This window comes from Chryseobacterium indologenes (assembly GCF_001295265.1).
In the GTDB taxonomy this organism is placed as follows: domain Bacteria; phylum Bacteroidota; class Bacteroidia; order Flavobacteriales; family Weeksellaceae; genus Chryseobacterium; species Chryseobacterium indologenes_A.
In genome coordinates, this window is sequence record NZ_LJOD01000008.1 from 38,348 (window position 1) to 52,390 (window position 14,043).

The following is a 14,043-nucleotide window of genomic DNA, read 5'->3' on the forward strand; positions in this document are numbered from 1 at the left end:
ACAATTTATTCTTCAGAATCAGAATTCTCATTTCCCTCCGCCGGTGTTTCATTTTCAGCCTGAGGTTCTACATTATCATTTTCCTGGTTATCGAAAAGGTTTCCTATTCCTTCTTCATTTTCTTCAGAATCTTCTTCTACATCTTTATCCATTGCTACTTTTGCAATGGCTGCAATTTCGTCATTCTTTTTAAGGTTGATGAGCTTTACTCCCTGGGTATTTCTTCCCATTACCCTCATTTCATCCATACCCATTCTGATGGCAACCCCTGACTTATTGATGATCATCAATCCGTCTTCGTCTGTCACATTCTGAATAGCAATCAGATTTCCTGTTTTTTCGGTAATGTTAAGGGTAATAACTCCTTTCCCTCCTCTGTTGGTAATTCTGTAGTCTTCTACTGCAGTTCTCTTACCATATCCTTTTTCGGATACTACAAGAACAGTTTCTTTTTCTACATCATTCACAACAATCATACCAATAACCTCATCATTATCTTCCATAGCAATACCACGTACACCAATGGAACCTCTTCCAACTTCTCTTACTTTTTCTTCAGGGAAACGGATACACTTACCATTTTTGGTAGCGATCATAATCTGGGATGTACCGTTGGTTAGGTAAGCTCCTAACAGCTGGTCATTATCTCTGATCTCAATAGCATTTACCCCGTTTACCCTTGGTCTTGAATAAGCTTCAAGCGATGTTTTCTTAATGGTACCATTTTTAGTAACCATTACCACACTCATCTGATTTACATATTCAGCATCTTTCAGGTTATTGGTTCTGATATATGCTTTGATCTTGTCGTCAGGCTCAATATTGATCAGGTTCTGTACGGCTCTTCCTTTAGCTGTTTTGGAACCTTCAGGGATTTCAAATACCCTTAGCCAGTAACATCTTCCTTTTTCTGTAAAGAATAACATATACTGGTGGTTGGTTGCAGAAACAATGTATTCAAGGAAATCGGAATCTCTTGTTGTTGCCGCTTTATTTCCTACTCCTCCTCTGCTTTGAATTTTGTATTCGGAAAGTGAGGTTCTCTTCACATATCCTGCATGCGAAATCGTAAGAACGACTGCTTCGTTCGGGATGATATCCTCGATGGACATTTCACCTCCTGAATAATCAATTTCTGTTCTTCTTTCATCGCCATATTTTTCTTTGATTTCAATAAGCTCTTCCTTAATGATCTCGAATCTTCTGCTTTCATTAGCCAGGATATCTTCCAAATTCAGGATCTCTTTCATGATAGCATCGTACTCGTCACGGATCTTATCAAGCTCCATTCCGGTAAGACGTGCCAGTCTCAGATCAAGAATCGCCTGTGCCTGAATATCAGAAAGCTCAAACGCTTCAATCAGGCCTTCTTTTGCTGCCTGAGGGTTCGCACTGTGACGGATGATGGAAATCGCCTTATCTAATGCATCCTGGGTTCCGATTACTTTCATGAAACCTTCAAGGATGTGGGCTCTTTCTTTTGCTTTTTTAAGCTCAAACCGGGTTCTTCTTACAATAACCTCGTGTCTGTGCTCCACGAAATGATGAATAATATCTTTTAAATTCAGCTGTTCCGGCCTTCCGTTAACCAAAGCAATATTGTTAACACTGAAAGATGTCTGAAGGGCTGTATATTTATATAAAAGATTCAGAACAACATTAGGAATTGCATCGTTTTTCAATTCATAAACAACACGCAGACCATTTCTGTCCGATTCGTCTCTGATTTCATGAATCCCCTGAATTTTGTCATCTTTAACCAATTCAGCAGTTCTGGCAATCATATCCGCTTTATTAACCTGATATGGAACTTCCGTAACAATGATTGCGTTTCTGTTTCCGATTTCTTCGAAATTTACCTTCGCTCTCAGGACTACTCTTCCTCTTCCGGTATGGAAAGCATCTCTTACCCCGTCATATCCGTAGATAATACCTCCTGTAGGAAAATCGGGAGCTGTAATATGATGCATTAATTCATCAATGGTAATATCTTTATTATCAATATAAGCACAGATGGCATTGATTGATTCAGACAGGTTGTGCGGCGCCATATTGGTTGCCATCCCTACGGCAATTCCTGAGGTACCATTTACCAGAAGGTTCGGAACCTTGGTAGGAAGTACGGTGGGTTCCTGTAAGCTGTCGTCAAAGTTATTCTGAAAATCAACGGTTTCTTTATCAAGATCTGCCAGAACCTCATCAGAGATTTTTTTCAGTCTTGCCTCGGTATAACGCATTGCTGCAGGCGGGTCTCCATCCATTGAACCGAAGTTACCCTGCCCGTCTACCTGCGGGTAACGTAAACTCCAGTCCTGAGCCATTCTCACCATTGCATCGTATACAGAAGAGTCTCCGTGCGGGTGGTATTTACCCAAAACGTCCCCAACAATTCTCGCAGATTTCAAATATTTTCTATTAGAAAAAACCCCTAGTCCATACATACCATATAGTACTCTTCTATGAACGGGTTTCAGGCCGTCTCTTACATCCGGAAGTGCTCTTGACACGATAACGGACATCGAATAATCGATATAAGACGACTTCATTTCATCAACAATGTTGATAGGAATCAGTCTTTCTCCTTCTTTTTGCATAAACAAATTTTATTATAATGACAGTCAGACCTTTAGCTGTGCGTCTGAAAATTATTTATTTCCAATTTTTATTAACGGGCTAATTTACGAAATTTTTACCGATTTTTGCCCTAGAATTTATCCACAAAATCTTAAAAATTCATAAAATATGAGCCTATTAAGTATAACTTTCCACTGTACGAAAAACAATATTGAAGAATGGGAAAATTATATTGATGAAACCCTGGTGCTGATGGCCGAAAACCTGATGGATGTTAACAGGTATATCTTATCGGAAGTACACAGCGATTATATTGAGGAAGGCAAGAATTACAATCTTCTTCTGATGTTTGATAATGATGATCTTCGTGAAGATTTCATCAAAAGTGAAATGGTGAACATTGCTGAAAGGGTTGAAAAGAAATTCGGACAGGAGGTTATGATCTTCAACACATTCCTGAATCCCAAGAAATCCAGATTTTAATATACGTTAAAAGCCCTGAAAAATCAGGGCTTTTTAATTTTTTCTCAATCTCTGTGATGTTTGTGGCCTTTGTGCTTATGACGGTGACCTCTGTCGTCATCATAATAATACACTCTTTTTTTCACATGTCCCGGTGCATAGTACCTTGCACTTCCGCCATACATTTTTTTAGCATGTCCCGGCGGAACTCTTCTTACATGGTGATCGTGAACAACACATGATGTAAGCATCAACATTACTGTTACTACCCCAGCCATTTTAATCAAACCTTTCATTTTCTCACTTTTTCAAATTTCGTAGTAGAAATAACAATGTTAATGCCAAAGTAGTTCAATTGTTGATATATTGAAAGAAATAATAATTAAAAAATTGCTATTTCCTAGTTATAACTCATTTTCATGACCTGAAAGCTCTGCATCGTTTATCAGATCTTCTCACTTCTTTTCTCCATCATGATTATATCTTTCCACTGTCCATTCAGTATTCCTATTTTTTTTCTTACCCCCACCGTTCTGAATCCGTTTTTCTGATGGAATTTAATGGAGACTTCGTTTTCAGGGAAAACATTAACCTGAAGGGTCCAGAACCCGTGATCTTCACTATCCAGAATCAATTTTTTTAAAAGAACCGTCCCCAGCCCTTTCCCCTGATAGGCATTATCGAAATATATACTTACTTCAGCAACACCTTTAAAACATTCTCTTTTGCTGACCGGTCTTAAAGCACACCAGCCAACAACTTCGTTTGCTTCATTTTCCAATACCCACCGGCAGTCGTTGAAATATTCCATATTCCATGCTTCAGCTGTAGGAATTTCTGTTTCAAGAGTGGCAATACCCCCGTCAACTCCCTGCCTGAAAATTTCCAGTACTTTAGCCTCATCAGCGGGAAGCATTTCTCGTAATTCGTAATTCATCTGTTTAATGGTATTTTCTTTTATTTTTTCTTTTGATTCTTGAATAATGGGTTTGTTTTTCCTGCTCGTCTTCTGAAATTACACTGATATTTCCATCTACTTCTAAAATAGACAGCTTCACATTCTTTATTTTTTCAACACCATGCTCCCGGATGGCTTCTTCAAGCTCATCACGGGTAATCTTTACTCTGTTTAAAGCAACCTGATCAACAACTCCATCTTTAATAAGAATCACCGGATCTTCTTCCATAAATGTTTCAAATTTACGGTTGGTAAACATAAGGCGTTTTAAAATAAAATTGGCCACAAAAAGAACAAGCGCGGCAATCAGACCGCCCTGCAGAGAGGTATCGGGACCTACCATTGCGTTCTGAACGGCATTAGAAATCAGAAGCAACAGAACAACATCTCCGGCATTCAGCTGTGAAAGCTGGTTTTTCCCAAAAAGCCGTATAGCAATCACCATAAAAAGGTAAACGCACAGGGAGCGGACAACTACGTTAAGAATGGGATCCACGAAAAGTTTTTTATATAATCAAATGTATTGATTTTTTGTTATTGTACAGCCGTTTTCATACAAAATACATTTCATCTTATCAGGAAAATTTAAGAATGACATTTTCCATGTTCTTTGGTACACGTTTTGGAATTGAGTTTAAGCAATAATCACTTTATGAAACGAATCCTGTTTTTATCATTAAGCATCATTTTCTTTTTTACAGCATGCAATAAAGGTAAACCTTCCTTACCGGCAGCCAGTCCGTATAATGAAATTACCAGTAAGGTAAATGATCTTTATACCCGATACGGAACTTCTAATGAAGCTTTATACGGCCAGTCTTTTTCTGACAGCCTGTTTTCTCCTGATCTGAAAAAAACTCTGGAAGGAGCTGTCAACACATCAAAAGCAGATATTGAGAGGGTAAAAAACAGTGATCACCCGGATGAAAAGCCTCTGATATTTGAAGGGGCTGTTTTCTCAAGCTTGTATGAAGGATATACCGGCTACAAAATCAGGTCTACGGATATAAGTAATGATACAACCACCGCTGATGTTGCTGTTGAGTTTGAATATTCAGAAAGTCAGCCAAAAATTATCTGGACAGACCGTGTACACCTGGTTAATTCAAAAGAGGGCTGGAAGATTGACAATATTATTTTTGATACCATTGCTCATTCTAAAAATCTTAAAACCACGCTGAAAGAGTTCATTAAAAGCGCTCAATAAAAACCTTTTCTTTTTCAGGACGAGACAACTCATAAAAAAACCGCTTATAAAAAGCGGTTTAATTTTTTTAAGGACACTGAGAAAGGCGAATTTCGCTGCATATTGTTCTATTATATATTTCACAATAAAAGCAGTAGATTTTCGGCTGTCCTCCGTAAACGGTTTTCAAATCTGTTTTTGTCAGTTTTTTTAAGTTTTTCATATTTTAAAATTTTATGATTGATGAATTTAAAACGAATATCATTATCAATTATTATATTTTAATATTCAAAATTTTCATTATTTATAGTTTATCATAAAAATACAGCATTTTAAAGCCCATATCGATGTAAAAAATCATTTGGTTTAAATTCCCTATCTTTAGACCACCAATCACACCAATACAAAATTAATATGGAAATTATTACACCCAAAGGAGCTCATATTGGGCAAATGGATTCTACCATTAAAGCCCGAATCGGGAATGCTCTTATTGAAGGCAGCGATGACATCATTCATTACAATAAGGGAGTATGCCATGATGCAGTAGGCTATGCTATGTATATGCTGGGGGCTTCCATTACTCCGGATGAGCTCACAATGTACAAAGGACAGGGATGGCTGAGGAAATTCAACTACCCTGAAGGAGAAAAATGGGACGGCTATTCTGTTATTCCCAAAGGAAAAGCAATAGGTTTTTACAGATTACGGGATAAAACATGGTTTCATTCTGCTTTAAGTACCGGAAACGGGGCCGAAATCCGTTCTGTGAATAGTTTTAAACTCGGAACAACATGGTCAGTTCCGGCTGATATGAACTGGGTCCTGGGCAAACGCAATGCTGAAGACGGAACCTTTAACTATGAGGGTACAAAAATAGAGGTTTATATTTCTTCTTTGTAGCTTCGGAATTGGATATAAAAAAAATCTGCCTTAAAAAGCAGATTTTTTTTTGGGGGTTATATCCAAACAGGCTGTTAGAGTCCTTCTATAATTCTTTTAGTTTCAAGTTCATCAATAATAAACCTGGCATCACTTTCTGTAATGTATTTACTTTCATAAAGCCATTGAATTCTTGCAATCTGTGTTTGTATGGGGATTAGGTTATCCACCCTATAGTATTCTTTCAGATAATATTCTTTCCTGCTCTTTCTGATTTCAACAATAAAAGCATCAACTTCTTCCATTTCTTTTTTTGAATATGAAAAATTAAGCGGTTTTGTAGCTGCCAGACTTTTGCAACTTTCTGCCCTAAACTCATTATTACATAGCCCCGCTACAACAAGACTAGGAAGCATTGCGATACCAAAAACGATCATTCCCGATGATTGGGAAAGCTGATAACTTTCGTTAATTACAATAGTGAGTAGTAATGAATTAAATAAAACAGATATTACTGTTACCACAAGCACCCAATCTTTTGTTTTTCTAAAAACACTTTCATCATCATAAATATCTGCAAAATGAACACTATATTCCTGTTGTTCTTTTATAAAACTACTCTTTACGAAAACCCTGTCTTCCTTAATTTCAAAATATCTTGTATTTCTTCCATCTTTTTGTGTTAGTGTCTTCATATAAAAATTTTTACTATAATTCCCTTTTCAGAAATTTCCCTGTCAGGCTTTTCTTAGACTTCACAATTTCCTCGGGAGTTCCCTGGGCTACAATCTGTCCGCCGTGTTTTCCGCCTTCAGGACCTACGTCAATAATATGGTCAGCTAATTTGATCACATCCATATTATGTTCAATGATGATGAATGAGTTTCCTAATTCTACCAATTGGTTGATAGCATCCATCAGAATCTTAACATCTTCAAAATGAAGTCCGGTTGTTGGTTCATCAAGAATGTATAGGGTATTTCCGGTTTGTCTTTTGGCGAGTTCGGTAGCCAGTTTGATACGCTGTGCTTCCCCTCCTGAAAGTGTTGTAGACTGCTGTCCCAGCGTAATATATCCTAAACCAACATCCTGCAGAGTTTTTACTTTAGCAAAGATTTTAGGAATCGGCTGGAAGAATTCTACGGCTTCATCAATCGTCATATCCAGAACATCGGAAATTGATTTTCCTTTGTAACGAACTTCAAGAGTTTCTCTGTTGAAGCGCTTTCCGTTGCAGGTTTCGCAGTGTACATAAACATCCGGAAGGAAGTTCATTTCAATGACTTTTAGTCCTCCTCCCTGGCAGGTTTCACATCTTCCCCCTTTTACATTGAAAGAGAATCTTCCCGGCTTATAACCACGGATTTTACTTTCCGGAAGCTCGGCAAAAAGGTTTCTGATATCAGTGAACATTCCCGTATACGTTGCAGGATTGGAGCGCGGCGTTCTTCCTATCGGCGTCTGGTCTACGTCTACAATCTTGTCTATATTTTCAAGGCCTTCAATCTTTTTATACGGAAGGGGCTCCTGAACAGCTCTGTAGAAATGTTTATTCAGAATTGGGTATAATGTTCCGTTGATCAGAGAAGATTTTCCACTTCCTGAAATTCCGGTTACCACTACCAGTTTACCTAAAGGAATATCCAGGGTAACATTTTTCAGGTTATTTCCTGTAGCTCCCTTTAATATTATATTTTTACCGCTTCCGGCTCTTCTTTCAGCCGGAATTTCTATTTTTCTTTTTCCATTGATATACTGTGCCGTGATGGTATCTGCCTTCAGCAAATCTTTCGGTTTTCCCTGCCAAAGTATTTCTCCCCCGAATTTTCCGGCTCTTGGGCCAATATCCAGTACCTCATCAGCTTCAAGGATCATATCTTTATCATGTTCCACCACCAATACGGAGTTTCCGATGTCTCTAAGGTTTTTCAGCGAGCTGATCAGCCTTTCATTATCCCTCTGGTGAAGCCCGATACTTGGCTCATCCAGAATATACAGTACATTAACCAGTTGGGAGCCGATCTGTGTAGCAAGGCGGATTCTTTGGGATTCTCCTCCGGAAAGGGTTTTAGAACTCCTGCTTAAACTCAGGTAATCCAGTCCTACATCCAGAAGGAACTGAAGACGGGTTTCTATTTCTTTTAAGATCTCGTGAGCAATGATCTTATTTTTTTCTGAGAACTTATCTTTTACATCAGCCAGCCATTCTTTCAGATCTGCTAAGCTTAACGCATTTACTTCAGCAATATTCTTTCCGTCTATTTTAAAACTCAGGCTTGAAGGCTGAAGACGAGTTCCATGGCATACGGGACAGGTTTCTTCTGTTGTAAAGTGCCTTTCCAGCAGTACAGCTTCATAAGATTCTCTTTCCTCAATGATTTCTTCCATAAAGGAGATTAAACCATCAAAACTGATTTTTATTTTCTTGGTAATGCCTGCATATTTCAGATCTTTGTTGAATTCCTTATGACATCCGTTATAGATATAATCCAGCGCTTCTTCAGGGATATCCTGCATGGGCGTTGTCATGCTTAAGCCAAAGATTTCAAGAATATTTTTGATCTGTGACAGAATCCATTTATTTGATTTGATATCTTCTAATGGTAATAACCCTCCCTGATTAATGGAAAGCTTAGGATTTTCCACAAAGTAATCGGTATTGATTTTTTTGATGGTTCCCAGTCCTTTACAATCCGGGCAGCTTCCTTTCGGGGAGTTGAAGGAGAAGGTATTCGGTTCCGGCAGCGCCAGTGAATGTCCTGTTTCTGCATCCATCAGGTTTTTAGAAAAATATTCAATGTCTGTACTTCCCAGTTTCTGAATGCCTATAATTCCCTCTCCCATTTCCATAGCGGTACGGAGTGATTTTTCCATCCTTGCTTCGGAGGCATTTTCCCCGATGATCCAACGGTCTATAACGATATCAATATCGTGGGTTTTATAACGGTCCAGTTTCAGGTCGTATTCTATATCCTGCAGCTCTCCGTCAATTCTTGCCTGCCCATACCCTTTTTTGGCCATCTGCACAAAAAGTTCGTGGTAATGCCCTTTTCTGGAACGCACTACAGGAGCCAGAAGCATTATTTTTTCACCCTTATAATTTTCTTTGATGGTTTCAAGAATCTGTTCTTCGGTGTAGCTTACGAGTTTTTTTCCTGTGGATAAGGAGTAAGCATCAGAAACTCTCGCATATAAAAGACGAAGGAAATCATAAAGCTCGGTAACTGTTCCTACTGTTGAGCGTGGATTTTTATTGGTGGTTTTCTGTTCAATGGCAATTACAGGAGAGAGGCCTTCAATTTTATCTACGTCAGGTCTTTCCAGTCCGCCCAGAAACTGTCTTGCATACGCAGAAAATGTTTCGATATAACGGCGCTGTCCTTCTGCAAAGATGGTATCAAAAGCCAGTGAAGATTTCCCGCTTCCGGAAAGCCCGGTAATAACAACCAGCTCATTTCGCGGAATTTTGACATTAATATTTTTCAGATTGTGTTCACGTGCTCCGTAAACTTCTATATATTCTGTTGATTTACTCATAATCTGGAGTGATTCTACCTGAAAATCACGATGTGCAAAATTACGGAATTTTATGCAATTGTATGAACCGGAAAATTTTATTAGAGTTTAATTTTAGTTAAATTTTTAAGTTATAATTTCTATCTCATTGAATTACGTCTGCAAAGGATATACAGGATAGTTTTATTTTTAAACGCTGGAAAATTCAGAAGAATAATTTCATTCCGGAAAGCTATTATTTCTCAGCTACCGCTTAATATATTTTAATCAGGCATACATAATTTTTTAATATTTTGACCTGATCCTGTAATTCACTGGCTGAAAGCTTAGAGGGAAACTGTACGGCTTCTTTTTTTGATATTTTTCCATATAAATCGAGTAAGTAAGAAGATTTTAAAGCATAATTTACATTCTCTGTTTTGATTCCGGCTGCTTTTAATTTAGCGGTTGTAATCCCCACTATATTCCCTTCTTTATTAAAGAGCGGACCACCACTGTTTCCGGGTTGCAGAGGTACTGAAATCTGGTAATAACGCGCATCATCGGCAATCCCCGATGTGGCACTGATGATACCGTCGGTAACTTTATAATTACTTCCCATGATATCATTTAAAGGGTAACCCAGCGTAAAAACCCTTGAACCTACCTCCTGAGTCTGTGTAATGCCATATGGAATAGGTTCTGTACCTTTAAATTTACGGTCTGTTATTTTTAGCAATGCCAGATCGTTAGGTGAATCAGCGATCAATAGTTTTGCTTTATAGGTAGATATGCCCAGTTTACCATTTACCGTAATTTCAATTTCAGATGCACCTGCTACAACATGGGCATTGGTGGCAATGATCCCGGTTGTAGTTAAAAAAAATCCACTGCCCGATGCTATTGAATTATCTTTTTTAAAAATAATCTCGTTTTCGGCAACAGGGTATGTTTTAATAAAATAATCGATACGTTTTCGCAGCGTTTTGGTGTCTTTCAGCTCTATGGATAGCAAAGTTTCGCTTTCCATATCTACATTCGAAAAGGTTTCATGAATTGTTTTATCACTCATATACCATTGAGTAGAATAAATTCCCTTTGCAGCACCGGGTTCAAATACAGCTTTAACTTCGCCGGGTTTCCAGCCGGGTACTTCGGTTTCTAGAATGATAGCTTTATACACAGAACCATCTTTTATAACCCCTATTTTGTAATGCGGCATACCGTCCCTCTGATAACTTTTATAAATACCTTCTATCGGGTCAAACTTTCGGGATGACATCACAGATTTGATGGATTCTTCTGTCCATTTTGTAAGTTCTGTCATATTCTTTGCAGGCTGTGCTGATATCACAAACGAATAAAGCAGGAATAATAGCAATAGAATCTTATTTTTCATTCGCTAATTTTTAGTTTGTACTTTCGTAAAACAAAGGATAAAATCCAAAACAACTTTTTTTGCTAACGGGTCAGAATAAATGTCTGTTTGTAGGTAGTATTTCCTTCAGTAGCGGTATTACTGAATTTAAATTTATTTTGGGTCAGTTCCAGAATTTTATGTTCTTTTCCCCATAAAATCATCGTGTTATTGGCTTTTACTTCATAAATATCTTCTTCTTCTCCCTCAGCGTTGGTCTTTACTTTTCCATTGGCAAAAAATTCAAAATAAATGTTTTGGGGACTATTGTTGATGATTTCAGGAGGCTGGTTGCCCACTGTTGTTTCTTCTATAAATTCCACTAAATTCCAGTAGCCCAGAATTTTTTGCTGCGTTACTGATATCATGTTATCTTCATCATCTGCTGAACTACTTTTCTGACAGCCAAGAGTGCTCAATAAAACAGTTATTAACAACAGAAATAAGGGTAAAAATTTATTTGTTTTCATATTATCTATTCAATTGTATAATTCATACTATCTGCTCAGATTATAAGTGTGCTTCCTGGTATAATTTGCATTTTCTTTTACAAATTCAAAAACCAGTTTTTGTTGGGTAAACTCTTTTATAGTACAGGCATCACTGTTAATTTTAAGTATCGTTTCGTTTTCAATACTGTAGGGCTCTATTTGTTCTTCACTTCCTCCTAAGTTATAGTGTAGGTTCCCATCACTGCGAAAATCAAAATAGCTGTCTTCCTCGCCATATTCTGTCACAATTTCCACGGGCTCTGAAGGTCTTGTGGTTTCAGTTACTAACGAAATAAATTTCCACTTCCCCAGTATTTTTTCTTTTGCGGGAACTTCCGAAGGATCATCTTTGGAACATCCTGCTGTAATAACGAGTGATAGTATTGCAAGAATGATTAATATTGCTTTTTTCATAATATTAAAATTTAAAATCAGTCCTATTATTTCTCTTACAAAGATGATGTCTGGTGGGTAAATTTTCCAACAGAGAGAGATCTACAAAACATCTACAATACCAGATAAATACTTTATAAAGAATATACAGCACTATTTTCACTCTCATTCAGTATCATTTCAACGATGGAAACATGGCTGTAATTAAATGAACAAATTGTATTTTTGTTTTATTCAGTATAATGAAATTCATTAATATGAATTCTGGTTAAAGAAACCATTACACCAAATCACGCATTATGAAGCATCATATAAAGTTCATAATTATTCTGGTTCTATTTTTTGTTGGACTTGGTAAGACTCGTTCACAATCCATCATGATTGATTCTTTGAAAAATCTGCTCCGAAATTCAGAATTGAAACCGGAAGAAAAGGCAATGGCTCTTTCTCATCTTGGCCGCAATATCTACGAAACAGACCTTCCATCAGCCTTAAATGCCGCCAATGAAGCGTTAAAACTGAGTCATCAATTTTCTGACGGCCAGTACAGCGCTTTTGCTCTGGCTACATTAACCTATCTTAATGTTCAACGGGACAGCCTGGTACAGGCTCAAAAAAATATTGACAGCGCCTTAATCTATACGGCAAAATCTACAAACAGAGTCGTGAACGGATATGTGTGGCTCCGAAAAGGATGGCTTGAATACACGGTTAATAATACCGTTAAAGCTACAGCCAGTTTTTTTAAAGCTCTGCAACTGCTAGAGGGTCAAAAATCCTATGCTTATGAGAGTCTTGTGTATCATTATTTAGCAAGTATTTATGCCGATTTAAAAGATCCTGAAAAATTGAAGAAATACACCCGCCTTAGCCTGAAACTCGCTAAACAATCGCGGGAACCTGATATTATCTGCATTGCTTATCTTGCCTCCGGATCTTCATTTTTACAGAGTTTCCGAAAAGATCCTTCACAAAAGAAACTGCTTGATTCTGCCATTCTCTATAATAAGAAAGTACTGCAGCTTGCCCAATCACAACCCAAACGGATTGTTAACCATATCAATATAGCAGCAGCAGCTTTAAATACAGCTAATATCTATTGGGAGTTCTTTCCAAAAGATTATAAAGACAGAGCCAGGAGTTATATTAACCAGGCTTTGACCATTGCCCGGAAAGCCAAGCATGAAGAAGTGATTGCCAATTGTTACGGGATATTAAGCGAATATGCCCTGGCGGAGGGTAATTATGCAGAGGCAGAAATACTGTTCCTGTCTGGCTTTTCTGAGGTAGACAAAAGTATGGGCAGCAGTATTGGAGTGAAAGCTTCCATGATGAAAGGACTGGCAACCGTAGCAGAAAAAAGCGGTAATCCAATCAAAGCATTAAATTATTATAAGCAGTACATGAAGTACGAACAGGAAGCCTACAATGCTGCAAAACTGTCTATAGCCCAAAAACTTGAAGTGCGGTACGAGGCAGAAAAAAAAGAAAAAGAACTTGAAACGCTGCAGGAACGGGCTGCTTTTAACAGAAAGCTTAATTTTATTTCTATCGGCCTGATCATAGCGGGTTTTCTTATCCTTATATTTCTTTTCCGCTCTTATCATTTCCGGTTAAAATCTTCTATTCAACAACAGAAGCTGCGTGCTGAGGAATCCGCCCGCCTGAAGGCTGAACAAGAACTGCTGGAGGAAAGACAGGATAAATTACAAAAAGAACTGCTGGCCGGCAGCTTACAGATGGAACAAAAAAAAGATCTTTTACAAACAATGCGAGATAAATTGGCAGATCAGCCGGAAAACGGAATTCTCAAAAACCAGATGGAGCGCATATTAAAAGAAGATGTACGAATGGATGAAGACTTTGAACATGCCAAAGCCAGCCTCACCAACATACATCCGGAATTTTTTAACCGATTGCAGCAACAGGCCAATAATAAGCTTACCCGACTGGATTTGAAACACTGTACTTACATACTTATGGGATTTTCAAATAAGGAAATTGCCAATCGTATGGGTGTGGACCCTAAAAGCATTATCATGGCAAGGTATAGAATAAAACAAAAATTAAATCTCGACAAAGAAGCCAGCCTGGATCTTTTAATACAAAAACTAAGCTGAATACATTAGATCAGGTTTTCAGATAAAAAAAGACTGACACATAGCATCAGTCTTTCTATAGGTTT

At 37.8% G+C, this 14,043-nt stretch carries 14 protein-coding genes; 4 read left to right on the top strand and 10 right to left on the bottom strand.

Annotated features, from left to right (window positions below):
* Positions 1–5 precede the first annotated feature (5 nt).
* Complete coding sequence (gene gyrA / locus AOB46_RS12820) at positions 6–2,594, bottom strand: DNA gyrase subunit A (RefSeq protein ID WP_062699937.1); 2,589 nt, start codon at positions 2,592–2,594, stop codon at positions 6–8.
* A 148-nt stretch (positions 2,595–2,742) separates the two neighbouring features.
* Between gyrA and AOB46_RS12825 the strand changes: the two genes are divergently transcribed.
* Positions 2,743–3,057, top strand: a complete 315-nt coding sequence (locus tag AOB46_RS12825; protein ID WP_062699939.1) for a DUF4286 family protein — start codon at positions 2,743–2,745, stop codon at positions 3,055–3,057.
* A 44-nt stretch (positions 3,058–3,101) separates the two neighbouring features.
* Here the strand turns inward: AOB46_RS12825 and AOB46_RS12830 are convergent, their stop codons facing one another.
* The 3 genes from AOB46_RS12830 to AOB46_RS12840 form a co-directional block, all read right to left on the bottom strand.
* On the bottom strand, positions 3,102–3,332 hold the full coding sequence (locus tag AOB46_RS12830; RefSeq protein WP_062699941.1) for a hypothetical protein: 231 nt from the start codon (positions 3,330–3,332) through the stop codon (positions 3,102–3,104).
* A 149-nt stretch (positions 3,333–3,481) separates the two neighbouring features.
* Complete coding sequence (locus AOB46_RS12835) at positions 3,482–3,973, bottom strand: GNAT family N-acetyltransferase (RefSeq protein ID WP_062699943.1); 492 nt, start codon at positions 3,971–3,973, stop codon at positions 3,482–3,484.
* A gap of 4 nt (positions 3,974–3,977) precedes the next feature.
* The gene (locus AOB46_RS12840; protein WP_062699946.1) at positions 3,978–4,490 is read right to left on the bottom strand and encodes a DUF421 domain-containing protein; all 513 of its coding nucleotides are present in this window, start codon (positions 4,488–4,490) and stop codon (positions 3,978–3,980) included.
* Positions 4,491–4,646: 156 nt separating this feature from the next.
* Between AOB46_RS12840 and AOB46_RS12845 the strand changes: the two genes are divergently transcribed.
* Positions 4,647–5,201 carry a hypothetical protein gene (locus tag AOB46_RS12845; protein WP_062699948.1) on the top strand — a complete coding sequence of 185 codons (555 nt, stop codon included), beginning with the start codon at positions 4,647–4,649 and terminating at the stop codon, positions 5,199–5,201.
* A 67-nt stretch (positions 5,202–5,268) separates the two neighbouring features.
* On the opposite strand, the gene AOB46_RS24100 is transcribed toward AOB46_RS12845, so the two are convergent.
* Positions 5,269–5,403, bottom strand: a complete 135-nt coding sequence (locus AOB46_RS24100; protein WP_082377128.1) for a bacteriocin-like protein — start codon at positions 5,401–5,403, stop codon at positions 5,269–5,271.
* A 191-nt stretch (positions 5,404–5,594) separates the two neighbouring features.
* Between AOB46_RS24100 and AOB46_RS12850 the strand changes: the two genes are divergently transcribed.
* A complete protein-coding gene (locus AOB46_RS12850) occupies positions 5,595–6,083 on the top strand; it encodes a hypothetical protein (RefSeq protein WP_062699950.1) in 489 nt (162 codons plus the stop codon).
* Between the two features lie 74 nt (positions 6,084–6,157).
* Here the strand turns inward: AOB46_RS12850 and AOB46_RS12855 are convergent, their stop codons facing one another.
* The 5 genes from AOB46_RS12855 to AOB46_RS12875 all read right to left on the bottom strand — a co-directional run bounded on the left by AOB46_RS12855 (position 6,158) and on the right by AOB46_RS12875 (position 11,879).
* Positions 6,158–6,757, bottom strand: a complete 600-nt coding sequence (locus tag AOB46_RS12855; RefSeq protein WP_062699953.1) for a hypothetical protein — start codon at positions 6,755–6,757, stop codon at positions 6,158–6,160.
* A gap of 13 nt (positions 6,758–6,770) precedes the next feature.
* Complete coding sequence (uvrA, locus tag AOB46_RS12860) at positions 6,771–9,599, bottom strand: excinuclease ABC subunit UvrA (RefSeq protein ID WP_062699955.1); 2,829 nt, start codon at positions 9,597–9,599, stop codon at positions 6,771–6,773.
* Between the two features lie 232 nt (positions 9,600–9,831).
* Positions 9,832–10,956, bottom strand: a complete 1,125-nt coding sequence (locus AOB46_RS12865) for a S1C family serine protease (protein WP_062699957.1) — start codon at positions 10,954–10,956, stop codon at positions 9,832–9,834.
* Positions 10,957–11,018: 62 nt separating this feature from the next.
* A complete protein-coding gene (locus AOB46_RS12870) occupies positions 11,019–11,444 on the bottom strand; it encodes a hypothetical protein (protein WP_131724374.1) in 426 nt (141 codons plus the stop codon).
* Between the two features lie 27 nt (positions 11,445–11,471).
* Positions 11,472–11,879: a hypothetical protein gene (locus AOB46_RS12875; RefSeq protein ID WP_062699961.1), complete on the bottom strand. Its 408-nt coding sequence runs from the start codon at positions 11,877–11,879 to the stop codon at positions 11,472–11,474.
* A gap of 278 nt (positions 11,880–12,157) precedes the next feature.
* Here AOB46_RS12875 and AOB46_RS12880 point away from each other — a divergent pair, with 278 nt between their 5' ends.
* Positions 12,158–13,978: a helix-turn-helix transcriptional regulator gene (locus AOB46_RS12880; protein WP_117590577.1), complete on the top strand. Its 1,821-nt coding sequence runs from the start codon at positions 12,158–12,160 to the stop codon at positions 13,976–13,978.
* Positions 13,979–14,043 lie beyond the last annotated feature (65 nt).